A 24,635-nucleotide genomic window follows, 5' to 3' on the forward strand; every position below is an offset into this window, starting at 1 on the left:
TGAATTCACTGTCGTTTGCGCTTCGCGAGGAGCTTCGCGATTCCGAAATCAGCGTGACCTGCCTCATGCAGGGCGCGACCGAGACCGAGTTTTTCAAGCGCGCCGACATGCTCGACACCAAGGTGGGCTCAGAGGACAAAGACGATCCTGCCATGGTCGCGCGCCAGGGCTTCGACGCCATGGTGAAAGGCGAGTGCGATGTTGTCCAGTCTGCAGTGGCAAATGCGACGCCCGCGGAGATGCTCGCAAAACAGCATCGTAAAATGGCGGAACCCGGCTCCGCCAAGCATTAGCCGGCAGGAGGAAATGTCATGCTTACGAAATCAATGCTGGTTGGCGCCGTCTTGGCTGTCAGCTCAACTATCGCTTTCGGCGGCCCTTGCAATACAGCTAACCGCGATGCCGGCTCTGGACCCGTCACGACGGGCCAAGCGAGTACGAGCACGGGCACCCCCTCGCCAAGCGCCAAGGAGCATCCGCCAACTTCTGCCATGAACAAGTCGAGCGAGAACACCGCAACCTCGTCGCAGGACGCCCAGCGCCAGATGCAAAGCCAGCCGACGGCAGCTGAACAGAAGACGACCACCGGCGCCCGCGACAACGATTGCTAGGCGGAAAAACTCCCAGGCCGAGCGCGAGAGGTTGGTGGTGGCCCTGCTTCTCGTGCTCGACGTCTAGTAGAGGAAAGCCAGAGGATCCATATATTCTGCCGTCGCCGTATCGGCGCATAGGATCGTAGGGTTACACAGCGGTTGTCTTTCCTCGGCGTGGAGGGCGAGGAGTTCATTGATGGATGAAGCGGTGAAACGGACGGAACAACCAGTCGTGGGCCGACCGGCGCACGGCTACGTGCGCGTTCGCGGTGCTCGCTGGTTCAGCACAAGAGCTAGTTACCAAAGGTACAGCGAGCACGCCGTGCGGCGCAGTACTTAGGATGTCGACCGACTATCAGCTATAGTCAATCGGGCCTCAGATTGGCGGCAATCGCCAAGAAGAGGAAGGGTCTTTTAGATCGGATCGACGACGTTCAGTGTGGGCGCGCGGACTTTGGCTGCATACTCGTTTACGACGTCAGCCGTTGGGGGCGCTTCCAGGACTTTGATGAGAGCGCGTATTATGAGTTCTTGTGCAAGCGTAAGGGTGTGCGTGTTGAGTACTGTGCAGAGTAGAAGTCCTCAACATTTGTCGGGAACTGAACGACGGGCGCGAGAGCCGGTTCCTAGATGTAAAATCACAGGAGCTCGGGCTTTCGGCGCTAAGGGACGGCCGGTGACCGTTACGGAACCGGTCATTTCCCGGAGACTTTCCTCTTCGAGACGGCCACAGCGTTTCCGCGAGTGGCGAGGAACCCTAAGATGGACAAGTCGCTGATCGGCGATAAGGGCGAGCAGAATATCCATACAGACGACGGTTTCGTCCGCGTCCGCGGAGCCCGCGAGCACAATCTGAAGGACGTTTCGCTCGAGATACCCCGAAATGCGCTCGTGGTGTTCACGGGCGTGTCCGGATCCGGGAAGTCGTCGCTCGCCTTCGGGACCTTGTACGCAGAGGCCCAGCGGCGCTACTTGGAATCGGTCTCACCGTACGCCCGCCGCCTTTTCCACCAAATGGCAGTGCCCGAAGTAGACTCGATCGAGGGGCTTCCCCCCTCAGTCGCCTTGCAGCAACAGCGAGGCTCGCCGACGACAAGGTCATCAGTCGGCAGCGTGACGACCCTGTCCAATCTGCTGCGGATGCTGTACTCGCGCGCCGGCGACTATCCGCAGCATCAACCGTTGCTATATGCGGAGTCGTTCTCGCCCAACACGCCCGAGGGCGCTTGTCCCAACTGTCATGGCATCGGACGCGTCCATGCGGTCGACGAACGTTCGCTCGTTCCCGACGACACGTTGACCATCCGCGAGCGGGCCATAGCCGCGTGGCCAGGCGCGTGGCAAGGCCAGAACCTGCGCGATATTCTCGTTACCCTCGGCTACGACGTAGACAGGCCGTGGCGCGAATTGCCGAAGAAAGATCGGGACTGGATCCTGTTTACTGACGAGCAGCCGACCGTGCCGGTCTACGCCGGTTACACGCCTGCTGAGACGAGGCGGGCGCTGAAGCGGAAGGAGGAGCCGAGCTATCAAGGTACTTTTACCGGCGCGCGCAAATACGTGCTGCGGACGTTCGCCACGACGCACAGCGCTATGATGAAACGCCGGGTGGCGCAATTTCTGTCGAGCTCAAATTGCCCAGTCTGCAAGGGGAAGCGGCTTAAACCCGAACCGCTGTCCGTCACTTTCGCCGGAATGGACATTGCTGAGGTTTCGCGACTGCCGTTGAACCAGCTCCGCTTGTTGCTCGGCGGGCATCTCGACAAGAAAAGGAATCAATTCGTCGGCCATCCTGAGAAGGCTCTCGTGGTGCAACGGATAACGGAGGACATGTCGGCACGCCTTGAAGTGCTACTTGATCTCGGTCTTGGCTATTTGACGCCCGAACGCAGCACGCCGACGCTGTCGCCAGGCGAGCTACAGCGGCTTCGATTGGCGACGCAGGTCCGCTCTAATCTGTTCGGAGTGGTCTATGTTCTGGATGAGCCCTCTGCGGGACTACATCCGGCGGACACGGAAGCCTTGTTGCGCGCTCTCGACCGCCTGAAGTCGGCCGGCAACTCGCTCTTCGTCGTCGAACACGAGCTCGACGTGGTGCGGCACGCCGATTGGATCGTCGACGTCGGCCCCGACGCAGGCGCGCAGGGAGGGCGTATTATGTACAGCGGTCCCCTGGCAGGACTGAAAGACGTGGAAGCGTCTCGGACGCGACCTTACCTCTGTGGCCAGCACGAGAGGGTGGCAAGGGCTCCACGAAACCCCCGCGGATGGCTCAAGCTTCGCGGTGTTACGCGCAACAATCTCAATCGGCTAGACGCGGAACTTCCGCTCGGCGTGTTTACGAGCGTCACGGGGATTTCGGGATCCGGCAAGTCGAGCCTCATTAGTCAGTTTCTTGTCGATGCCGTGGGCGACGAACTGGGCCAGCGCAAAGAGGCGGGCGACGAGGACGACAAGCTAGAGACTCCGGTCGAAACCTTAGGTGGCGAGATTGCGGAAGGCCTCGATGACATCAAGCGATTGGTAGTAGTGGACCAGAAGCCGATCGGCCGTACGCCGAGATCGAATCTCGCGACTTACACCGGCCTGCTGGATCATGTTCGCAAGATTTTCGCCTCAACCAAACAGTCGCGTGCAAGGCGCTATGACGCGGGCAGGTTCTCCTTCAATGTAGCGAAAGGCCGTTGCGAGACGTGCCAAGGGGAAGGCTTCGTCTGTGTCGAGCTTCTCTTCCTGCCGAGCGTTTACGCTCCCTGTCCGACTTGCAAAGGCGCGCGGTACAACGCCAAAACGTTGGAGGTCAAGATCCGGAACAAATCAATCGCTGATGTGCTGGCGTTGACTGTGGACGAAGCGTTCGAGTTCTTCAGTAGTGAGGATTTTCTACGTCGTTGTCTGGGCGTGCTTCGCGACGTCGGGCTCGGGTATATCCGGCTCGGCCAGTCGGCGACCGAACTGTCAGGAGGCGAGGCGCAGCGGGTCAAGCTCGCCACCGAGCTGCAACGGGCGCAACGTGGTCAGACACTCTACGTTTTGGATGAACCGACGACTGGACTTCATCCGTCGGACGTCACCAAATTGATGAGGCAACTGCACGGCCTGGTTGAGGCCGGCAATACGGTCATCGTGGTCGAGCACGACATGACGGTGGCTGCCGCCAGCGACTGGATCATCGATATTGGGCCCGGTGCCGGCGACGAAGGCGGTCGGATAGTAGCCTCAGGCACGCCGTCGCAGGTCGCGAAGAAATCGCGCAGCCGGACAGCAAATTATCTCGCAGCCGTCCTCTAAGATCCTGAATCTGTTGCCTTCAACGCCGCCAGGCGCTTGTGTAGAAAGGCCAGAACCATAAGGGGCGTCAGTTGCGCGTACTGCTTCTTGAATTTTTGAGCTATTTTCGCTTCGATCATATCGACGAATTCGCCGGACATGTAGGCAGTCAAGACCTCTGGATGTACGTAGCTCTTGCGGCAGATGGCAGGCGTGTTGCGCGATTTCTTCATGATCCGCTCCCGAGATATCAGGTGCTCGCGGGTGGCGCGACCATGCCCATGTCTATTGTCGAAGTGCCGGGCGCGGAAGGCTCTGAAACATAGATTAGGGGTTCGGGCTGAGTTAGGCGTTGAAGCTCAGCCATTTCTTCACACAGTCGCCGCGTGATGAACTGACGCTCGATATCCGACAATCTGGTCCCGAGCAGACTGCGATAGCGGGTGATGTTGTTGCGATGGGCACGCAAGCGGGCGAGGTTCTCGTCGATCATGGTCATCACTCTTGATCGTCTTCGATTGTCCTTCAATTCCCAAGGATATTCCCGCCAGAAAACTTAAAATGACGGAGATCGGTGTCAAGCTTTTTTTGCGCTGCGAAATTCGTTACCGAAAAAGGCTAGAAGCGTCTTCCGTTAAGACTGCATCAAGTCATGCTGCCAGGCATGAAGCACCGGACGCGTGGATGGCCGTCGATGTAATGCCTCCAGACCATTGTACGGCCGAAGCGGTTTGGTTCCTTGACGACGGCGTCGTCAGGCACGTTGACCCATTCGTTGTCGATGCGGACGCGGTAACGCCCGCTATTGGACTCCCAATCCGCATCAGAAACGATGTATCCGTCAACATCGGTGCAGCACTTTCCAAATTCGCTCTGCAAGCTTTCAAACCATGACTTCAGCGGAGAGTTGTCGTATCGGCCATCATCGTGTGCGAGTGCTGGCGTTACTAGCACCGCCAAGCTAAGCAACAGTGCCGCAGGTTTTGCCGGAAACATCTCTTTGCCTCCGCGATCTTCACCGGCCGATCCGCTGTCTTGATGCGAACAAGGCTGGCAATCCGGAAAACAAGATGGCGCTTACAGCTGCGTCTCGATGATGAGCGCAACGGCCACAATCGTTCGAGGCTTCGTCATGGGAGACCTTCGTCCCCGGCGCTTATGCACGTAAGTCCTTCAACTCGAGGCAAAGGTTCAACAACAACAGCTTAACTAAATGTCAGCTCAGCTGGCTGTTTGGTCCAGGCGATCGGTGGAATCCGCTTATGGCCTTGGCAGGTCTTCGTGAAATGTCAGCGTCTGCACCGCAGTTGGCGAGTAAGCGGACACCGCGGATCTATGATGGGGTGGACGCACCGCCCGACGGCATCGATGTGCCAAAGTGGAGGTGTTGAGCACCACTTAAGGGAGGCGTCCGTGTCAGAGCTTATCATAATCGGTCTGGATATCGCCAAGCATGTTTTCCACGCTCATGGAGCAGACGGGAAAGGGCGAGCTATATTCAGCAAACGGATCAGCCGAGGAAAGCTGCTGGATTTCTTCGCAGCCCAGCCGAGTTGCACGGTAGCTCCGGAGGCATGTGGCGGAGCGCATCACTGGGCCCGTCAGCTGACCCAGCTTGGCCATGAAGTTCGGCTGATCCCTCCCGCCTACGTAAAGCCGTTTGTGAAGCGGCAAAAGAATGACGCGATCGATGCCGAGGCGATCTGCGAAGCAGCGCAGCGGCCGAGCATGCGGTTCGTGGCCGTGAAGAGCGAACAGCAACAGGCGGCGGGTCTGGTGTTTCGGACCCGTGACCTGTTAGTGCGGCAGCGAACGCAGCTCATCAACGCGATCCGGGGACACCTCACTGAATATGGATGGGTCGCACCTAAGGGGCCGTCGCACGTGACGATGCTTACCGACCTGATCGAGGAAGAAGAGATGGCCAGCTCGCTCCCCAAAGCGGCCCACGCCATGTTCCGATTGATGTTGGACCTGCTGACCGACCTCAATGGCAAGGTCGCGGACCTCGACCAGGAAATCGCGCGACGTGCTCGCGAGGACGAAGTATCGCGCCGGCTAATGACCGTTCCCGGCATTGGCCCAATCTCCGCCACCGCGATCGCCGCTCTAGCACCGCCGGCCGAGACCTTTGCCAAAGGCCGTGAACGCCGCTTGGTTGGGTCTCACGCCTCTTCAAAGGTCGACAGGCGGCAAGCAGAAGCTCGGTGCGACATCCAAGATGGGCGAACGCACGCTCAGGCGCCTCCTCATCATCGGCAGCAGCGCGGTCGTGCAACAGGCGAGCAAACGCGGTGCGCCAAGGGGGTCGTGGCTCGAACAGATGCTGGCTCGCAAACCGCGGATGCTGGTAACCGTCGCGCTCGCTAACAAGATGGCGCGGATCGTCTGGGCGCTACTCGTCAAGTGCGAAAACTACAGAGCTCCGGTGCGGCCAAGGCGTGATCTTGGCGGGCCAGAGGTCGTCGCAGGTGCAGTCGGTCGAAGGAGGGTATGGCGCAACAGTCGGCGAGACGGGGCCGGAAGAACCAGATGTACTCATCGTGCCTGGAGCACGCATTTATGATTTGGTTCCGGTCCGCGAACTCCCATACGGGCCCGCAGCTCCATCGCTGCATCAGAGGCCGGACAGATGGCAGCATCCGACGACGTGCCAATCTTCTTCAAAAACCGCCTGCATCTGGCGGGGCGTCCACAGATGAGTACACGCCTAAATTCAGAACACTCAACATTTGTTGGAGCCTGCGATGAAACCAAGGCGGAGAATATCGACGGCGCCCAGCCTTGAGCCGGTGCGTCGTGGCGGTCCCGGCGTCTCCTTCCTCTCCAGCCCGAAGGCGCTTGGGGCCGCTCACATCGGTAGAGGCATCTCAGTGCCGCCAGCCGTCCTTGTCGACCTCCACCCGAAAGCCTTCCGGCATGCGCGGCACTTCACCTTCGCCAGCAGCGTTGCAGGCCGGGCAGGGGGCGCCAGCGCCGCCACAGCTGCTGGCGTGCGGGCCGTCCCAAGGGCGGTCCGGGTGGTTCTCGCAAACCCACCCGAGATCGTCGCAGTGGTGCACGTCGTGGCGCGTCCGCCGGCCAGCGGCTTACCCTCGCTGGACATCAGACGACCCCGCGCAAAGGCAGCGCGAGCTGCATGTCGAAGCGCCTTGTGGCGTTAGCAGCGATGAAGTCTTGCAATGAAGACGAGATCTCGGCGTCGGTGTCGGCCGCGCGCTGGGCCAACGCGTCGGCGACGTCGGAAGTCGCATCCCGCGACCAACCCTCGACGGCATTGAAGGATACAATTCGGAGCGGATAGGCGTACTGGCCGGACAGGAGATTTTGCAGAACGCCCTCGAGGTTAGTGTCAGCCTCATCCGTTTCCCGCCAGGCGCAACCGGCGCGCGCCGAAGTCGTCAAGCACCAGATAGGTGTCGCGGTCGAGGCGGTCGGCTGGCACGATCGAGGGCGAGGAACGCATACGCTACTCCGATACTACAAAGGCGAAGAGAACGGCCCCGGCTCCGGAGGGATCAAGGGGGTAGGCCGAGTCCGCTCCGCCAACTCTGGCAGCGAGCCAGCGACGATTCAAATATTCGCCTGCTCTTGTCGTTCCCCTTGGGTGTCCCGGAAGAAAAGGGCCCCAGCTCAAATGGGGATGAGCCGGGGCCTAGAGGTTACCTTCGGCGAGCCCGAGGGCGTCGGGAAAACTTGGCACTAGCCGCGATGTTCCTGCGCGATGGCTTGCTGGCGCCCGTGGCCGGACTCGAATCGGCAACACACTGATTACAGGTCAGCCGCTCTACCACTGAGCTACAAGCGGCTCCAGCCAGGCAGGGGGAGTGCAAGCTGGGGACGTGGCTTGTCGGCCACACGTCCGACTAAACCGAGACGGTTTGTCGGGATTCGGACAGACGAGCCAGCGCCATTTATTCAGCCTGTCAGCCATTGAAGTGGTGTGATCGGCGGATCAGCCCGGCGGTCTCCTCCAAGGGCCGCCGGGTTTTTCCGGTTTGCCAGTGGCCAGGGGCTGACGCCGCTGAGTGAGCGGAGGCAAGTGGCTTGGATAAGGATCTTCATTTCAAAATTGCTGTCATCGCCCTTGGCGCGTTTACGACCGTCTTGGCTATCAGGCTGATATATCCTGTCTGAGGTGTTCCTTCGATGGCGGTGCTTGTTCAGCCGCATCGATGGAACCGTGACTGCAGGCGCATATCCCGCATGCAGCACGTCTGCACCCAACCGTGCAGACAATCGGCAGCCGGGAAAAATGGAACCCCTAGTACACTTTGCAGCATTGGTCGGAGCAGCCATGTGTTCGGCCTGTTTACGCGGTACGCATGACCGCTGGCCATAATGCCCTCCGCGGATCAGGTCCCGGTCAATAGCACGCATTCGACGATGCTGTGGCCCAAGTGGGTTGTCCTGATCGCCGGATCGACCCGGCGCTGCATTAGTGCTGTTCGCCCTTCCAACCGTTACGTCACACCCGGATGACCGGCTGTGATCTCGTTCACGCCGTAAGAGCGGCGGGTTCCTTGTAGTGTTCGCTCCTGGCCATCATCGCCCATGCCATCCTGGCGAGCTTATTGGCGAGTGCGATGGCCGCGACCTTGGTGGGGCGCCGCGCCAACAACGTAGTGAGCCAGGGCCGATGGCCCGTGCCATGGATTTTAGCATAGCGGATCACGGCGAGTGCGCCTGCCGTGAACAGGCGGCGCAAATAGCGATCGCCTTGCTTGCTGATACTGCCAAGCTTGCCCTTGCCCCCACTCGAGTTCTGCTTCGGCACGAGCCCAACCCAGGCCGAGAAGTCCCGTCCCGATCGGAAGGCGTTGGCATCGGCAACGCTCGCGACCAGCGCTGTTGCCAGCGCCGGCCCGACGCCCGGGATAGCGTCCAGCCGTTTACTCGTCGCACTTGATCGATGCCAGGCGATGATGCGTCGGTCGAACTCAAGGATTTGGACCTTCAGGGCCCGCAATTGGCTGCCGAGAGCCGCAAGACACGCGCGGGCCGCCTCTGGGAGCCGGCGATCAGCTGTATCGGCCACGACTTCCAGCAACTGCTCGACACCCCTGCGCCCGACGGGGGCGACAATCCCGAACTCGGCAAGATAGGCGCGGATTGAGTTGATGACGGCAGTCTGCTGGCGGATGAACAGATGGCGCGCTCGATGAAGCATCAGACAGCTCTGTTGCTCGACCGTCTTGGTCGGCACGAACCGCATGTTGGGTCTCGTGACCGCCTCGCAAATGGCCTCCGCGTCCGTGGTGTCGTTCTTCTGCCGCTTGACGTAGGGCTTCACATAAGCCGGCGGCATCAATCGCACCGTATGCCCAATGTCTCCAGCTCACGGGACCAATGGTGCGATGATGCGCAAGCCTCGATCCCCACCAGGCATGGCGGCAGTTTCCGGAAAAATGCCAGGACGTGCCGGCGCCTCAAGCGACGGCGTATGACCACCTGGCCGGCTGCATCAACGCCATGCACTTGAAAGACCGACTTCGCGATATCCAGACCGATTGTCGAAATTGACTGCATAGGATGCTCCTCCGAATCGTGGGAGCTTCAAAACGGCGCCCACTCCTTGGCACTCTCGCGCCGGTGGAGGAGCCGTCCACAGCATCACAAGCGGGAGGAGAGGGAATAAGGAACGCCAGTCCGGCCGCGGATTTAAGGACGAAGGCGTTGGTTTAGTGGCGCGCTAACAGCTCGCTTACATTTTCCTCACCGGCAGCTTATTGTTATGGTTTCCGAGGGTGGCCCCGGAGAGGGAATGCAGCTTGCGGTTTCTTTTTGAGGATTACGCATTGGATACCGACAGGCGCGAACTGCAGCGCGCAACAGACGTGGTTGTTGTCGCACCCCAAGTGTTCGATCTACTCGAATACCTGATCCGAAACAGAGAGCGCGTCGTCAGCAAGGACGACCTCATCAACGCCATCTGGAAAGGTCGCATCGTCTCGGATGCTGCGCTGACGACTCGCCTCAATGCCGCCCGGAGCGCAATCGGGGACACGGGCGATAAACAGCAGTTAATCAAAACATTGCCGCGCAAAGGTTTCCGCTTCGTTGGTGCAGTGCAGGAAGCCCGGAGGCCCGCAAATGAGACGGTTGGCCCAGTCGAGCGAACCGGCGACACGCCGCCGCGCCTATCCATCGTCGTGCTACCCTTCGCGAACCTGAGCGGTGATCGTGAGCAGGACTATTTCGTGGATGGTGTAACCGAGAGCTTGACCACGGACTTGTCGCGCATCAGTGGTTCATTTGTAATCGCACGGAACAGCGCCGTCTCATACAAGGGTAGAGCAGTCGATGTACGGCAGGTCGGCCGCGAATTAAACGTTCGCTACGTGCTCGAAGGCTCAGTGCAACGCAGCGGCAATCGGCTTCGGATGAACGTGCAGTTGATCGATGCCCACAGCGGTCAGCATCTTTGGGCCGAGCGCTTCGAGAAGCCTGTCGGCGACCTGTTCGATATGCAGGACGAAATCGTGTCGAGGCTCGCCGGTACATTAGGTGCCCAGCTCATCGAGGCTGAGGCGCGACGAGCCGAGCGTACGCTGCATCCCGATGCGATGGACTTGTGCTTCCAGGGCCGGGCCTGGTTGATGAAGGGGATTAGCCTTGAATGCGTGACGCAAGCGCGGGGCTTCTTCGAGCGCTCGCTGGAGTTCGATCCCGGCAACGTCGAAGCAATGATTGGTCTGGCAAATGTTGATACGGTAGTTGGAGGTAGCTTTACGACGGATGATGGGCCCGCGCGGCTTGCGGCGGCCGAGGCGATAGTGAACAAGGTATTGTCGATTAGGCCGAACAGTGCCTCAGCCCACATGGCTCGGGGGTGGGTCCAGACCTTTACGAACCGGGCCGCCCAAGGCATCCGTGAGTTCGAACTTGCGTTGGCGCTGGCTCCGAATTTGGTCCACGCTCATGCTGCCCTTGGTTTCGCAAAATCCTACATAGGTCGCGCTGCCGAGACCGAAGGCCATATACTCGAAGCTTTACGGCTCTCTCCTCGCGACGTTTTCGCCTACCAGTGGGCGTGTTTTGCGGGCGTGGCCAAGCTGCTGCTTGGTTCAGACGTCGAAGGCGTCAGTTGGCTGCGACGAAGCACCGAGGCGAACCGTAACTTTCATCTCGCTCATATATCGCTCGCCGCTGCCTTGGCCTTGACCGGCGCGCTCGATGAGGCGCGAACTGCTGCGAGAACGGGACTTGCGCTCAACTCAGGTTTCACCATTCGTCGCTTGCTCGCAGCTCAACAAAGCGACAATCCAATTTACCTTGCCGGGCTGCAGCGCTTGTGTGAAGGCTGGCGCCTCGCTGGCGTGCCGGAAGGGTGACGAGCGCTTCGGGTCAGAAGTCGACTTCAGCGCGTTCCTGACCTACGTCGGCGAATGGGATGGTCCGGCCGTGCTCCTGCCCCGCCAGCGATAAGCTGGCCAGGGGCGCCAAGACAGGGAGCACGCCATGTCCCAGACACCCAGTACCGCGATCGCCGTGATCGGCATCGATATCGGCAAAAACTCGTTCCACGTCGTGGGCCACGATACGCGCGGCACCATCGTGCTGCGGCAAAAGTGGTCGCGTGGCCAGGTGGAGGCGCGGCTCGCCAATATGCCGCCTTGCCTGATCGGCATGGAAGCCTGCGTCGGCGCACATCATTTGAGCCGCAAACTCGCATCGTTAGGTCACGATGCCAGGTTGATGCCGGCCAAATATGTCCGCCCTTATAGCAAAGGACCGAAGAACGACTTCAATGACGCCGAAGCGATTGCCGAAGCCGTGCAGCGCCCGACGATGAAGTTCGTGGCGACCAAGACCGCGGAGCAACTCGATCTGCAGGCGCTGCATCGGGTGCGCGAGCGGCTGGTGTCGCAACGCCTTCATGCTGGAACGCGGGATCGCGGTGCGCCAGGGTATCGGCTTCCTGCGCACAGAACTGCCCACCATCCTTGCGACGCGCACCGATGCCCTGTCGCCACGCATGTTGCGTGTCATCGAGGAGTTGACAGGCGACTGGCGTCAGCTGGATCGATCGCATCGATAGCCTCTCCGGCGAGATCGAAGCACTGGCCCGTCAAGATCAGGCATGTTCGCGCCTGATGCGATCATTTCGAGCGCCATGGTGGCCGCGATCGGCACTGAAGACGTCTTCTCCAAAGGCCGTGACTTCGGCGCCTGGCTCGGACTGGTGCCCAAGCAGATCTCGACGGGAGACCGCACGATCCTCGGCAAAATCTCACGGCGCGGCAATCGCTACCTCCGCGTTCTGTTCGTCCAGGCGGCATGGGTGGTGCTGGTCAGGATCAAGAACTGGGAACGTTACGGACTCAGATCCTGGATCGAAGCCGCCAAGAAGCGATTGCACCACAACGTGCTGGCGATCGCACTCGCCAACAAGCTTGCCCGCATCGCCTGGGCGGTGCTGGCTAAAGGACGCGCCTTCGAGCTGACAAGGACCAACGATGCAGGCGTCCGACCCGCTTGATCCTCGCGCCGTGCTCGGCGCGGTCAAGGCGCGGCCTGGCAACGCCGGAGCCAGCCGCAAGCCAAGCGCAACGGCCGGCCTTGACCGCCCGTGCGCGCGACGCGACGCACGTCCTGCGGGCCGGGACGAAGGAACGGCCCCTGGCTCGAACACAGGAACTGCGAGGTAGGAGGAGCATGCGATGACGTAACCCCATCAACAGGTTCCAGCCGAGGTCTGCGAGAGGATGAGACGAGATGGAGGTCCGGTCTTCCCGGCGCATGCGAACACTGGTGACCCAAATGGCCCAATCGAGGCCTGTCCGCTAATGAGAACGCACGCGCGCTGATATCCATGATGGCCCGGAGCAAATGCTCCAATCAAAGGCCGGATACATTGATGCAAGACCACTCACCACCTGATCGACGAACCTCTTGCTACGCACGGCCGGACCATACATTGGGTCACAAGCGGCTGTCCAGCTGGTGTCAGCTCAAAGCCCAAAGCCGACAATACGGCGATTGAGACAGATGATAGCTAAGGGCCAAGGCCGAATTACACTGTGACCAACGCAGGGATTTCCGACCGTGTGCCGCGTCTCCCATTTGTCAGCGCCGTTGACGGTAATTGCCCGGAATTGCTGTTCCGCGAACTATTGGGTGGAGTCCTTCCAACCAATCATGATGAATGTGCCTTCGCAGAACTGGTCATGGTGGTTGAAGTTCGGCGCATGTGTGATCGGCTGCATTAGCGGTGTCGTGGCGCGCGATGTGGACTCCCCAGGTGAATGGCGACGTTGAAGTTGCCATCGCCTGCACCTCTTTCGTAATGAACCAATGGCCGGCCACAGCGCGACCGGCGACGGTGTGGTCATGCTGGCGGGAGCGCAGCCGCGGCAGACGACCGGAGAGATGATCTAATCATTCGGGAAAGGCATTATCCAACAGAGGAGTATCCTATGAAGTTGGCTCAAACATCAGCATTACTCATTTGTCTGCTCGGCGCGCCGGGAATTTCGTTGGCCGCGGACGCCAAGGGGGACGTGGAGAAGGCTTACGCCGCTTGGGATGCCGCATTCAACAAGCATGACGAGAAAGCCATCGGCGCCTCCTATGTCTCGACGGCAAAATTGATGCCGCCCACACATCAGGTCGCGTCGGGGCCGGCCGAGATCGAGAAGTTCTTTGCCGGACTCTTCGCGAGCGGTGTGACGGATCACAAGTTGGAGATGATCGATGCCGGCGGAGACGACAAGGTCGTCTTCGGCACAGCCAAGTGGAGCGCTACGGGTAAGGACAAGGAGGGCAAGCCGTCTCCCTTCAGTGGTTTAGCGACGCACGTCTTCGAACGCCAAGCCGACGGATCGCTCAAATTGAGGCTGCAGACATTCAATTAAAGCGGTCGAGGCTTAATCGGTCCGGCGAGGCGGCGGCCTTACCGGACGCTCAAAAGGGCTACTTGTCTCCGGTGCAAGATATGTCCGGGTTGGGTCTTGGTCGTGTAAAAACGCCTTCCGCGGGAGGGCGGTGATAAGCCATGACGGTTCGGTCTCAGGCCGCGATCGCGGCCATCAGCGGCTTGGTCCCGACGATGTTCATGGCCCGTGTCAGGTTATAGACCAGGACCGAGAGAGCCATCTCGGCGGCTACGTTTGGAAGCGTTTTGGTGAGGAAGTGTGTCGCTCCCATGCGGGCCTTCATGGTGCCGAACGGATGCTCAACCGTCTCGCGACGCACGCGCATGGCTTGTACGTTTGCCTCAAGGCGCTGCTGCACAGCTTCGAGCAGATGCTCATGCTCCCATCGTGGAATCCGTCGCTCCGGGCCTGTCGTGCATTGCGATTTGAGCGAACATTTTTGACAGGCTGTGGTCCAGTAGCGCCTTATCCGCTTGCCATCTTCCTCGTTCGTAAAGCGATACGGCAGTTGCTCCCCAGCCGGACAGCGATAGGCGTCTTCCTCCGGCAAATAGACAAAGTCCTGCTTGCCGAAGCGACCATCTGACTTGGCACCCGACGTCTGCGGCTTGGGTAGAGTCACGATGATGCCGGCCTCGTGGCACGCGAGGATTTCCAGGCTGCTGAAGTAGCCGCGATCGGCAACGGCCTCGCGGGTCTCGGTCTTGAGAACAGCCTTCGCCTGCTTGGCCACATTGGCCAGCTGAGCCCGATCCGAGCCGCTTTGCGTCACCTTATGCGTCACAATCAGATGGTGCTCGGTATCTACGGCGACCTGCACATTGTAGCCAACGACGCCGGAACCGCGCCCGCTCGTCGCCATCGAACGGCTGTCGGGATCGGTCAGTGAGATCTGCTGGTCAGGCGAAGCACGCATCTGCTTCTCGTAGACGGCAAGCTTGCCCATCTCCTCCTTCAGCTTTGTAAGCTTCTCATTCAGCCTCGTCACCTTCGCAGCCAGTGCCTCCGTCGGCTCTTGCCGGTCGGCCGTGTCAACTTGGCTCAGATAGCGCGAGACGCTCTCCTCCAGCTGGGCACGCCGTCGTTCCACCTTCGCCCGTGTGAAGTTCCTGTCGCGGTTGTTCACGGCCTTGAACTTGCTGCCATCGATGGCAACGCTCGCCGTCGCGAGGAGGCCCATCTCGCGGCAGAGCTCGACGAAGCGAGCACATACCCTGCGCAGCGCCAGGCCATTGTCTTTGCGGAAGTCTGCGATTGTCTTGTGATCAGGTGTGAGCCGACCCAGCAGCCACATGACTTCGACATTGCGTCCGGCTTCGCGTTCGAGTCGCCGGCTCGACTGCACCCGGTTCAGATAGCCGTAAATGTAAAGCTTGAGGAGAATTGAGGGGTGGTACGATGGCCGACCAGTCGCTGCTGGCTCCACACCCTCAAAGCTCATCTCAGCCAAATCGAGCGCATCGACAAACACGTCGATCACGCGAACAGGGTTGTTCTCGTCAATGAAATCATCGAGGCATTCGGGCAATAGCGTCCACTGCCCACGATCCGCCTGCTCAACGAAGCGCCTCATCAGCTTCCCCCGCAGAATCACGAGAGAATCATAGCAAAGCAGCGGCGTTTTCACACAGCCAGGGTCGGTAGCAGAAGCTGGCGGGCAGGAAGTGCGACTGCTGGATCAGGCGGAGCCGGCGGCGGCGCGGGCTGGGGGTGCTGGATCGGGCGGCGGTGCAATTCGGCCGCTAGCGGTCAAGGCGCTTCGAGCAGCCCTGGGTCGACCAACCCGGGCGCGACATCAATGACCCGAAGATGAAGGGGAAGTAGTCCCATCGCGAGCGGCCGCCGGATATGATCCAGCGGGCTATCTTCATGATGCGTTCGCTTATGAGCAGGAGCAGTCGCGGTTGAGGACCGCATTCGTTGGAGCGATTGCCTTGGTTTTGAGGATCGGTGACTAAATCGCCGACGAAGAGGAACGCTCTCAGACAAACAAAAAGTCATTCGCCGTCATCAAATTGGTGAAGTTTGCAAGTGTAACTTGATCGACTCCTGCGATGATAATGGTGCTAGTTCCATTTTGGGTTATGACAAGATCATCGAACGACTGCACGCCCGCCACGTCAATGAAAGCGATCTTATCATCTTGGCATTGGCTGAAGTCCCCGATGACATTCTGAGTTCCGACCGTCGTTGCACCATCATCCTTGAATACGAACGTGTCGCTACCGCCAAGAGCATTGCCGCGCAGTTGGCCATCGCCCCACATCTCGTTGCTGACCGTGCAACCGGGCGCCGCGGTTCCAGCGTAGAGGACATCGCTGCCTCCCTTGGCACGACCCGAAAGTTGCTCCGCGTCGCCCCATAAGAAGTTATCGACCCGGCCGCTACCAACGGCCTCGCCGCCGACAATAAGATCATCGCCTCCTTGGGTCGCGCCGCCCATGGCCTGAGCGTCCCCATACAGCTCATTTACAACATCAGTCAGGGACCTGTCGCCGCCGCTTAGACTGTCATTGCCCCCGCTGGCAGCGTCGAGCATCGTAACAGCATCGCCGACGGCGAAGTTCTTGCTCCCCTGGAACGTCGCAACGTCGTCGCCGCCTTGCGCATGCCCGGACATTGTGGCGCCGGCGTCCCCGTAAAAAGACACTGTGGAGCCGCCCTCGTTGACGAAAGTATCGTTGCCGCCCTTGGCAAAGCCGGAGATGTCGCCGCCGGCATCGCCATAAAAGGTCTTTGACGTTACCGCCCCACCGGAGCCCATGAAACTGTCGTCGCCTCCCTCAGCATGGCCCGACATGTTACCTCCGGCATCACCATAGAACACCTGCGTGGCGAACAAGGCCCCGTTGAAGGTGTCGTTGCCACCTTTGCTGTAGCCGGTCATGTCACCGCCGGCATCTCCGTAGAATGTGTTGCCTGAGTCCGTTCTGGCTGTGAATGTGTCATCGCCGCCGTGGGCGTGACCGGACATATTGCTCCCGGTATCACCAAAAAAGACGTTTGTTGCCTGCCTGGAGCCCTGGAAGCTGTCATTGCCACCCTTGCTGTAGCCAGACATGTCGCCGCCCGCATCGCCATAAAAGGTGTGGGTGCCACCCTGTACCGTCTGAGTTATAAAAGTGTCGGCGCCGCCCTGAGCGTGACCCGACATGGCGCCGCCGGCATCGCCGAAGAACGTATTGATTTGCTGTCTGCCAGTTCCACTCAAGAAGGTGTCGTTGCCGCCCTTACTGTGCTCCGACATGTCCGCGCCAGCGTCCCCGTAGGCAGTGACACCAGCCAATGGGAGTCCGTTGAACGTGTCATCGCCGCCCTGCGCAAAATCGAAAATGCTGCCAACCACGTCACCATAAAATGTGTAATTGGAAAGTCCGACTTCATCGAAGGTGTCGTTGCCCCCCTTCGAGAAGTCGAACAGGTTCCCACCAGCATCGCCGAACAAGGTCGGTGCGCCCGGGGTGCCTATCAGGTTGTCGTCGGTGCCGAATTGATGATTGACCAGGTCCTCCGGAGTAAGTGGAACAGGCTGCCTGCGCATCGCGAGTCCTCCTCGACTGCATCCAGCGCAATCTTAGGATGTTACGTCAGACCGCGCGCGAGCTATAAAGAGGTATATCTTTGGACAGATCGCATTCCTGTCAGGAACGCCCATGGTTACCTAGTTCATTGCTGCGCTTATGCGCTGGCATGTCAACATGGCGCGATGATCGTGCGAAAAAGCGCGGCGCCGGGCGGGGCGCTCCCAGAGCGGCGCCTGCGGCTTAGCGTTATGTTTCTGGGCGACATTCCCACACAGTAAACGTTTGTGCGAGTACTGGGGAAACAGCGACCTCGACACTGCGCTCGCAGGGCATGTTGAACTAGTCGAAATCGCTAAAAGTCGACTGCATTAACGGAGCGGATTTCCGGGCAGCCCGCCATGCTCTAGAGATCCTCGCGCAACGCTTTGAAGAACGGATGCCGCACCTTCCCCTCGGCCGACTTCGCTCGGTACTCAATCTCAGCAAGAAGCTTCGGTTCGACCCAGATGCCTTTGTGCGCTATCCGCTTCGTGTAGGGCTGCGTCTTCCGGACCAGCGGCTCGAGGCGCCGCCGCAGCTCGGCCGCCGACGTCTTGTCGAAGCCATGGTCGACCTTGCCAGCGTAAACCAGGTCAGAACCCTTTCGCCGAGCAAGGTATATGCCGTACCATTTGCCGTCGTCGAGCGCGAAGCCGGCGATGGTGAGTGTCTCGCGCTGGGCGCAGGTTTTCTTGACCCAATTATTGGTGCGGCCGACCGGGTAGACGCTGTCGCGCACCTTGGAGACGACGCCTTCGAGCCCGATCTTGCAGGCATGGGCAAACATCTCGTTCCCGTCGATCTCGAAACTCGCGCTGAACTGAACGTCGGTGCCGGCAATGATCTTCTTCAGCTCCGCCTTGCGCTGAAACAGCGGTAACTTCTGGATGTCCCTGCCGTTGAGGTAGAGCAAGTCGAAAGCGACCAGAACGATCTTCGTTGACTTGCCTGTGAGCTCATTCTGCAGAACCGAGAAGTCCGTCGTGCCGTCGGTGGCAGGTACGACAATCTCTCCGTCGATGATGGCCGAGTGCCAGGCGTCATCGGAAACCTTCTTGAAACGCTTGGTCCAGTCGTGGCCGCGCCGTGTGAAGACCTTGACGGCTTCGTTCGCGAGGTGGACTTGCACGCGGTAGCCGTCGAACTTGATTTCGTGAATCCATCGCTCGCCGGATGGCACGCGGTCGGTCGCGGAGGCGAGAGCCGGCACGACGAAGCCGGGCAGGGGCGCCTTGACACCGAGTGCATCCGGCTTTTTCCGCTGAAACGCCACGGGCTAGACCAGGCGCAGGCTGAACTGCCGCGCATCTTGAGGCGCGTAGCGATCGACGAACTCCTGAAGATGCGAGGGCACGTCGTTCAGTTGGAGATTACAGCGATGTTGAATTTCGCGTGCGACATCCTCTGACACATCTTCGGACCAGCGCTCCGACGTGTTGAAGGCGACCACCTTGATAGGTCGCTTGTACTGGCCCGTCATCAGGTCTTGAATGACCGTCTCCAGGTCGGCCGCTTCCATGTCCGTCTCGCGCCAAGCGCTGCCGGCGCGGCCAAAATCGTCCGCGACCAGATAAACGGTCGGCTCATCGGCCGGAATAATGGACGGGGTCCACCGGGACTGACGCATAATACGCAACTCCACAAAGAACCCGGATTCAATTTGAGGGGGCCCGATTCGTTCCAGAAACTGTGAAGAGGGGCGCCAGAGAGGCAAAGCAATATCGGGAGGACGAAATGGCGGTCAACAAGCCCACCGGCGACAGCGCTCGCAAAGGTGCGGTCAAGAAGCGTTCGCAGACGAAGGCGACATTGGGTGGAGCTTCCGCCTTCACTAAAGCGCGACAAGGCGTCCGGCGAATTCATAGGCGTCAAGAAGCCCGCGAAGGGCAAGAAGGCCGCAAAGAAATTTAAGGGCGTGCGGCTTGAGAAGAAAGCTACCAAAAAGAAAAAAGCAAAGAAGAGCTAGGCGGCTCTTCACGTGCGCCCTAATCTGGACGTTCGCTCAATCCTGATCTCAACATAGCCCTTCAGAGTAACGCGAGCGGACAGCGAGTTGGCGGGAGGAATTACCCGAACCCATCCTTCTTCAGGATTTGCCGCAGTGTATTCGATCTGCTCCGCATCGTTCAGGAAAACGCGGATTTTGAATCCGTCGAGCAAAAGATAGCAATAATTGCGAAAGCCTTCTTAGTCGCAACTTCTTGCAACCGGTCCATGAAACTGCGGCTTTCCAACCAAGAGGCATCCCGTATTCATAGCAACGCGCGCCACGACAGCAATGCTGCACCAGGTGGAGCCGTTCCTAACTTTTCCAGCCGGGGCCGGCCGGCATCATCTTGGCGGCGGTCGGCAGGCAAAAGTCGAACGCAGAGAGCATAGGGCTGAGATAGGGGCGGGAGCGGATTTTTGAAGTCGTCATCGCCAGTCCCATTGTAGGGACAAATTAAGCGCATCATTGGCGAGCCACCAGAGGCGCCAGTATGGTCGTGAACGCAGTATTCGTCATTGGCGAACGACGTGTTCGCCAATGGGACTGTCGGGATGCTATCCATACAATCGAGCCGGGCGCCGGTTGATCGACCATCGCCGCGACGCCACGCGCCATGCGCAGGTGAGTCAGCGGCGAGCTGGCCGTGCCGCGCCACATCGCGCTGCTTGTCAACCTGATGCTCGACACCGGCACCAAGCCCGAGGAGTTGCAGCCATGAGCGACCAGACTTACCACGTCATCATGGCAGTGCTCTTTGTCCTCGTGAGCGGCGGCTATTTCTCGGAAGCAATGCGGCAGCTCGACCTCGATGCCTACGGCGCGAACGACTTTCGCTATGCGCAGGTTCTCGCTGGAAAGCTCATAGGCTGGGCCCTCATCACGTCGTTATTCGCGTGGCTGTGGCTCTGAACCAGACGCCCGCTGAAAATGCCAAAGGCCCGAGGGCGACCTCGGGCCTTTTTTCCGGGGGGCGGGAGGACCACCAAATGTTTCAATTGTGTACCAAAGTGAACGCACCAACCTGCGCCGACGGGTCTACAGTTCGTGGTTTGAAGGGGAGGCGTCACATGAGCATCCGATCACTGTACTGCTTCGCGTTCTTCAGTATTGTGGCCGCGTGTCCTCTCGGTGTTGTTGTTGCCCAAAACCTCCCTCCGGAACTTGAGGCCTGCCGTACAACTGGACTCATCGCGCTGAAAGAACGCAGTCCCGCGATAAAAGATATCTCGTTTGACGTTGATGGAGTGACGATTGCAAAGGCCAATGCAAAAGTCGAGGACACGATCATTCGCACCATCGTGATCGGGGATGCCTATCTTGAAAAAGGTAAGAGCGACACCCGTCGGACTTTTCTTTGCCTGATCGGCGAAAAAGGCAAAGTGCTCCTCACATTCTTTACGGACAAATGATGCAGCGTCCAGAACCATCCGGATCAATGCTCAGGATTTGCCGCTCGGACGATACAACTTCGCGGCGCGGATGACGTCGCCGCCTGATCGGGGGTCGTTCGGCCCCGGCGTCGTCCTAAGGAAGGACAGATGACGGGGGCAAGGCCGCAGACGTTTGTGTAAAAGTCCCAGCCCGCGGACAGGGGTGTTCACGAGCTGGGTACATGCAGGGGTGCCCTGTTAGGGCAGGGCATCAGGTAAACTTGGCAGCACGAGGGCCGTTCCCCTAGGGCCGGGCGTGTGCCGGTACTCTTGAGCCGGGATAATTTCAGCTTATCTTTCGGCCGATGTTTCCGCTTTCTTTGCCGACTAAACGGGACCGGGTTCCGACCGGCCCCGACTGGCTCCATGAGGTCAAATGCGACGGCTATCGCTTGCAGGTCATCCGCAAGGGCGACCGGGTGCGTCTGATCACGAAGGGTGGGGCGGACTATACGAAGCGGTTCCCGTGGATTGTCGAGGTCGCGCGCAAGCTCAGGCAGACCTCGTTCGTGATCGATGGCGAGGCGGTGCTCCTGGGCGTCGACGGCGTCTCCGACTTCAGTGGCCTGCATTCCGGCAAGTACAACGCCGAGGTGCAGCTCTACGCCTTCGACATGCTGGCGGGCCAGGGCGACGACCTGCGCAAGTTGCCGCTGTCCATGCGCAAGGCCAATCTGGCCCGGCTGCTGCGGGGCCGCTCCGAGGGCCATCTTCATCGTGCCGTTTGAGCAGGGCGAGATTGGCCCCGAGCTGTCTGAAGCCGCCTGCCGAATGGGGCTGGAAGGGCTCGTCTCCAAGCATCGTGAGCGCCGCTACGAGGCGGGCCGGTGCGACCACTGGGTTAAGGTCAAGAACCGCAGTAGGCTGCCAAGGGGCAGGGCATTCCGGAGGCCGACTTGCGGGCTGCGATTGGCGACATCGCCGCCTATATCGAAGAGCTTCTGAGGACGGCCAATAGGGCTGAAAACGAGCGACGTCAGCCTATGTAGGCTCTGTCCAACCCGTGGACATCGCCGGGCTCTAGATTGAGTTCTTCGAACATTCGCTGCTGGTTGGCGTCAACGCGACTCTCAATACTTCCGCTGTCGACCCTTCCGGGGCGGCGGCGAGGACTAATGTCACCGCCTGGCTCGGCTTTGCTACCGCAATCCAGATCTGGGTTTTCGTGTCGTCGCCTGTCACTTGAACGACGGTGAAGGAGTTGCCGAACGACTCTGCCATGACAGGCAATCCGGCGGCGAGCGCGTTGTTTCTAATCCGAAGCGCCTTGATCTCGTTTTGCCCGTTTCCCTACCTGCATATTCTCCAGCGCGATCGGCGGTTGTAGGCCTGGCGATGTGAGCCATTCATTGATGTGCGAGGCCGTTTCGGCCTGCCGAGCGCGCCTGAGGTAGATCTCCCGCTGAGGGCCGGGCGGCAACTGTGCTGCGGCCTCCTTGAAGCGCAGCTTCCTCGGCCAATCTCTCTTCAAATGTTTTCGTATGCTTGGTTCGGTTGCGACGCTTGATCATGCGCTGCACCTTTCCCTTCGAGGAAGGCGGGAGCGCATTGTCGCGTTCTCATCACCGATGTCTGCCAGAATGCCGCGCGGTGATGGCATCTAAACTAACCAGGGTCGTGGTTGGTTTCTATATCCTGCGTTAACTCATTGATTTATTTTGAGAACTACTCAATTGTGCTAACCACTCATTTTATTGGAAACACAACATTACCGCGCCACCACGGCGCCCTGGCCTGTTCCTACGGGCTTTCTACTTCCCGCCGTTCATGGCGTCGGAGATCTGCCCAGCGATAAGATCCGCTGCCCGCTTGGCAGGATCGATCGCAACGTGCGAATAGCGCGCGGTGGTGGCGGCCTGAGTGTGTCCCAGCAGGCGGCCGATGATTGGTAGTCCGAGACCGGAGCCCGCGCCAATGGCGCCAAATGAATGCCTCAGGTCGTGTATGTGGACGTCCTCGATGCCGGCGTGCTTGCGGATCGCGCGCCATGGCCGGTTGAGATCGTGGCGTGGACGCTCGTCTTTCTGGCCGGCAGACTCGGAGGCAACCACATAGGCGCCAATCCGAGGCAGGGTAAGGGCCAATTTCAGAGGTAGCGACGCTCATTCGATGATCTTGTCAGCACGGACCAGGATCGTTGGCGGCACCGTAATGTTCGAGGCCTTGGCCGTCTTGAGATTGACGACAAGCTCGAACGTGGTCGGCTGCTCGACGGGGATGTCTGCCGGCTTCCCGCCTTTGAGGATGAGGTCGATAATCTCCGCGCCGCGCCGCCATTGCTTGCCATGATCGGTGCCGTAGGACATAAGGCCGCCGGCCTCCGCGAACTCGCGGTAGCCGTAGATAGCGGGCAAACGCAGGCGGGAGGCGGCCGCGGCAATTTCGGTCCGCTGACTAAACGTGAAGGGGTCCTCGAGAATCGCAAGGCCGCCGGCTCCTGCAACCTTGCTGGCCTCGAGCTGCGGCGGGATCTCCTCGGGCGAGCGCACCTCAAAGGCCCGTAACTCTATTTTCGCGACACGCGCTGCGGTCTCGAGTTCCCTGTAAGCGAGGGCCGCGTACGGCGTGCCCGGATTCAAGACCGCGGCAATCAGCGAGGCGGCAGGGACGATCTCGCGCAATGCTGAAGCCGGGCGCCCTGTATGCCAGCGGCTAGGTCCGACAACCCGGTGACGTTACCGCCGGGCCGGGCGAGACTTGCAACGACCCCCGCGCCGACAGGATCGCCGACAGCCATGAATACAACCGGGATGCCGTTTCCGGCTGCCTTGCCTGCCTTGGCGGCAACCGTGCCGAATCCGGTGACAAGCACATCAGGCTTCATCCGAATGAGGTCGGACGCAAGGCCTGGCAAGAGTTCCGGCCGGCCTTCTGCCGAGCGATAGACGAAGTGCAGGTTCTTTCCGTCAACGTAACCGAGCTGATCGAGACGGCGCAAAAAATTTGGCACGAAGCTACGATCCTCACCTGCAAGAAGGGCGAGGTAGGCAATGATGAATGATTTGGCTTTTTGTGCGCTAGCCTTGCGCGCGACGCCGAGGAGCGTGGCACCGGCTAGGGTTTTCATCAACGACCGCCGGTCCGTCATGCAAATGCCTCTCGCTCCAAGTATTCGAGCTCAGACCAGACGGACGCTCAAGAATCCTGTTCGATATCAAATGCGCCTTGACTATTCCCGAACAAAAATATGGGACTTAACCTTCCATTCGCCGTTGGATTGGTGCTCGTAAAGCTTAACGGTACTGCCGGACAGCACGGTCGTTTCCTCGCCCTTTGCCAATGAGGCTTTGAAGCGGGAAGTCACGTAAGCGTAGTCTCCCATCTGCAAAATCTCTACAAGCTCAAGCTTGTGATTTCTGACGCTCGTGCCTCTTTTGGCAAAGAAGTCGCGTATCGCAGTAGCGCCAGAGACGGGCGCTGCGCCGGGCGGCATTAGACTGGCGTCGGTAGCATACATTAGCAGCAGGGCGTCGAAATTCGGATCGTTGATCGCGGCGTCCCATTGCGCATTGAGTTTCGTCATGTCCTCCGTGAGCGGGTCTGCCCACACATGGCCGATCGTGGCCAACAAAAGCACCAGCACCACAGACAAGGTTTTGCTCATGACTTTGCTTTCTCTGATCTGACCGTGTCCGCCCGCCTGCGGCTATCCGGCGCGTGACTGATCGGCGGTAAATGATTAGTTCATGAAAGCGCGCTTGCCGATGGCATCAAGGCTGCAAATTATTAGATAGCGGAGAGTTCGGCGCGTCTCCGTTTTGTGGGCAGCTCAAGCGAAAGCTTGGCGGTGCAAGCAAGCTACACGGTTATCGAAAGAACGCCTATAGCTGCTTTGGGTCTAAAGCGGTCCTTGCAGGGAGCCGTTTGGACACGTCAGCTACGGGCCGATACTGTTGCAAAAGTCTTTTTGG

The 24,635-nt window shown here is 59.7% G+C and carries 21 protein-coding genes and 4 pseudogenes; 11 read left to right on the plus strand and 14 right to left on the minus strand.

The annotated features are described in order from the left end of the window. Positions 1 to 53: 53 nt before the first annotated feature. On the plus strand, positions 54 to 293 hold the full coding sequence (locus AB7245_RS12995) for a hypothetical protein (protein WP_439034300.1): 240 nt from the start codon (positions 54 to 56) through the stop codon (positions 291 to 293). A 1,062-nt stretch (positions 294 to 1,355) separates the two neighbouring features. Further along, a complete protein-coding gene (locus AB7245_RS13000; protein ID WP_439034301.1) occupies positions 1,356 to 3,884 on the plus strand; it encodes an excinuclease ABC subunit A in 2,529 nt (842 codons plus the stop codon). On the opposite strand, the gene AB7245_RS13005 is transcribed toward AB7245_RS13000, so the two are convergent. From AB7245_RS13005 to AB7245_RS13015, 3 genes are all read right to left on the minus strand, one after another. Next, the gene (locus AB7245_RS13005; RefSeq protein ID WP_354134855.1) at positions 3,881 to 4,096 is read right to left on the minus strand and encodes a hypothetical protein; all 216 of its coding nucleotides are present in this window, start codon (positions 4,094 to 4,096) and stop codon (positions 3,881 to 3,883) included. The genes AB7245_RS13000 and AB7245_RS13005 overlap by 4 nt on opposite strands. 17 nt (positions 4,097 to 4,113) lie before the next feature. Continuing rightward, entirely contained in the window at positions 4,114 to 4,362 is a 249-nt protein-coding gene (locus tag AB7245_RS13010) for a hypothetical protein (RefSeq protein WP_354134854.1), read from the minus strand. A 146-nt stretch (positions 4,363 to 4,508) separates the two neighbouring features. After that, on the minus strand, positions 4,509 to 4,859 hold the full coding sequence (locus tag AB7245_RS13015; RefSeq protein ID WP_354134853.1) for a hypothetical protein: 351 nt from the start codon (positions 4,857 to 4,859) through the stop codon (positions 4,509 to 4,511). Between the two features lie 417 nt (positions 4,860 to 5,276). Between AB7245_RS13015 and AB7245_RS13020 the strand changes: the two are divergent. Together AB7245_RS13020 and AB7245_RS13025 are read left to right on the plus strand one after the other, a co-directional pair. Next, positions 5,277 to 6,291 (plus strand): annotated as a pseudogene (locus AB7245_RS13020) (IS110 family transposase); the annotation flags it as partial. Between the two features lie 204 nt (positions 6,292 to 6,495). Then, on the plus strand, positions 6,496 to 6,651 hold the full coding sequence (locus tag AB7245_RS13025; protein WP_354134852.1) for a hypothetical protein: 156 nt from the start codon (positions 6,496 to 6,498) through the stop codon (positions 6,649 to 6,651). A 317-nt stretch (positions 6,652 to 6,968) separates the two neighbouring features. Here AB7245_RS13025 and AB7245_RS13030 read toward each other — a convergent pair. After that, positions 6,969 to 7,329 (minus strand): annotated as a pseudogene (locus AB7245_RS13030) (hypothetical protein). Between the two features lie 1,032 nt (positions 7,330 to 8,361). Then, positions 8,362 to 9,392: pseudogene (locus AB7245_RS13035) on the minus strand (IS110 family transposase). A gap of 242 nt (positions 9,393 to 9,634) precedes the next feature. On the opposite strand from AB7245_RS13035, the gene AB7245_RS13040 reads away from it, so the two are divergent. The 3 genes and pseudogenes from AB7245_RS13040 (at position 9,635) to AB7245_RS13050 (ending at position 13,720) form a co-directional block, all read left to right on the plus strand. Continuing rightward, a complete protein-coding gene (locus AB7245_RS13040) occupies positions 9,635 to 11,197 on the plus strand; it encodes a winged helix-turn-helix domain-containing protein (RefSeq protein WP_354114704.1) in 1,563 nt (520 codons plus the stop codon). A 127-nt stretch (positions 11,198 to 11,324) separates the two neighbouring features. Beyond that, a pseudogene (locus tag AB7245_RS13045) lies at positions 11,325 to 12,345 on the plus strand (IS110 family transposase). A gap of 937 nt (positions 12,346 to 13,282) precedes the next feature. Next, on the plus strand, positions 13,283 to 13,720 hold the full coding sequence (locus tag AB7245_RS13050) for a YybH family protein (protein WP_354114703.1): 438 nt from the start codon (positions 13,283 to 13,285) through the stop codon (positions 13,718 to 13,720). 154 nt (positions 13,721 to 13,874) lie between these two features. On the opposite strand, the gene AB7245_RS13055 is transcribed toward AB7245_RS13050, so the two are convergent. From AB7245_RS13055 to AB7245_RS13070, 4 genes are all read right to left on the minus strand, one after another. Then, positions 13,875 to 15,314: an IS1182 family transposase gene (locus tag AB7245_RS13055; protein ID WP_439034302.1), complete on the minus strand. Its 1,440-nt coding sequence runs from the start codon at positions 15,312 to 15,314 to the stop codon at positions 13,875 to 13,877. A 408-nt stretch (positions 15,315 to 15,722) separates the two neighbouring features. Continuing rightward, positions 15,723 to 17,282, minus strand: a complete 1,560-nt coding sequence (locus AB7245_RS13060) for a hypothetical protein (RefSeq protein WP_439034303.1) — start codon at positions 17,280 to 17,282, stop codon at positions 15,723 to 15,725. A gap of 386 nt (positions 17,283 to 17,668) precedes the next feature. Further along, on the minus strand, positions 17,669 to 18,577 hold the full coding sequence (ligD, locus tag AB7245_RS13065) for a non-homologous end-joining DNA ligase (RefSeq protein WP_439034304.1): 909 nt from the start codon (positions 18,575 to 18,577) through the stop codon (positions 17,669 to 17,671). Positions 18,578 to 18,580: 3 nt separating this feature from the next. Continuing rightward, on the minus strand, positions 18,581 to 18,931 hold the full coding sequence (locus tag AB7245_RS13070) for a hypothetical protein (protein ID WP_354114699.1): 351 nt from the start codon (positions 18,929 to 18,931) through the stop codon (positions 18,581 to 18,583). Positions 18,932 to 19,038: 107 nt separating this feature from the next. Between AB7245_RS13070 and AB7245_RS13075 the strand changes: the two genes are divergently transcribed. The 4 genes from AB7245_RS13075 (at position 19,039) to AB7245_RS13090 (ending at position 21,452) form a co-directional block, all read left to right on the plus strand. Next, positions 19,039 to 19,215 carry a hypothetical protein gene (locus AB7245_RS13075; RefSeq protein WP_439034305.1) on the plus strand — a complete coding sequence of 59 codons (177 nt, stop codon included), beginning with the start codon at positions 19,039 to 19,041 and terminating at the stop codon, positions 19,213 to 19,215. Positions 19,216 to 20,008: 793 nt separating this feature from the next. After that, complete coding sequence (locus AB7245_RS13080; RefSeq protein ID WP_354134847.1) at positions 20,009 to 20,203, plus strand: hypothetical protein; 195 nt, start codon at positions 20,009 to 20,011, stop codon at positions 20,201 to 20,203. Between the two features lie 158 nt (positions 20,204 to 20,361). Beyond that, complete coding sequence (locus AB7245_RS13085; protein ID WP_179945622.1) at positions 20,362 to 20,703, plus strand: hypothetical protein; 342 nt, start codon at positions 20,362 to 20,364, stop codon at positions 20,701 to 20,703. 413 nt (positions 20,704 to 21,116) lie between these two features. Beyond that, positions 21,117 to 21,452 (plus strand): ATP-dependent DNA ligase, encoded by a 336-nt coding sequence (locus AB7245_RS13090; RefSeq protein ID WP_354134846.1) that lies wholly within the window; start codon positions 21,117 to 21,119, stop codon positions 21,450 to 21,452. 292 nt (positions 21,453 to 21,744) lie between these two features. Here AB7245_RS13090 and AB7245_RS13095 read toward each other — a convergent pair whose 3' ends face one another. The 5 genes from AB7245_RS13095 to AB7245_RS13115 form a co-directional block, all read right to left on the minus strand. Continuing rightward, positions 21,745 to 21,945: a hypothetical protein gene (locus tag AB7245_RS13095; protein ID WP_439034306.1), complete on the minus strand. Its 201-nt coding sequence runs from the start codon at positions 21,943 to 21,945 to the stop codon at positions 21,745 to 21,747. 530 nt (positions 21,946 to 22,475) lie between these two features. Beyond that, positions 22,476 to 22,775 (minus strand): tyrosine-type recombinase/integrase, encoded by a 300-nt coding sequence (locus tag AB7245_RS13100; protein WP_245328418.1) that lies wholly within the window; start codon positions 22,773 to 22,775, stop codon positions 22,476 to 22,478. Positions 22,776 to 22,826: 51 nt separating this feature from the next. Continuing rightward, positions 22,827 to 23,345 carry an ABC transporter substrate-binding protein gene (locus tag AB7245_RS13105; RefSeq protein ID WP_439034307.1) on the minus strand — a complete coding sequence of 173 codons (519 nt, stop codon included), beginning with the start codon at positions 23,343 to 23,345 and terminating at the stop codon, positions 22,827 to 22,829. Beyond that, positions 23,315 to 23,791: an ABC transporter substrate binding protein gene (locus AB7245_RS13110; RefSeq protein ID WP_439034308.1), complete on the minus strand. Its 477-nt coding sequence runs from the start codon at positions 23,789 to 23,791 to the stop codon at positions 23,315 to 23,317. The genes AB7245_RS13105 and AB7245_RS13110 overlap by 31 nt, the downstream gene beginning before the upstream one ends. Positions 23,792 to 23,893: 102 nt before the next feature. Further along, complete coding sequence (locus AB7245_RS13115) at positions 23,894 to 24,328, minus strand: YybH family protein (protein WP_354134842.1); 435 nt, start codon at positions 24,326 to 24,328, stop codon at positions 23,894 to 23,896. Between the last annotated feature and the right edge of the window lie 307 nt (positions 24,329 to 24,635).

Source organism: Bradyrhizobium sp. 604_D8_N2_3, assembly GCF_051810765.1.
Taxonomy (GTDB): domain Bacteria; phylum Pseudomonadota; class Alphaproteobacteria; order Rhizobiales; family Xanthobacteraceae; genus Bradyrhizobium; species Bradyrhizobium barranii.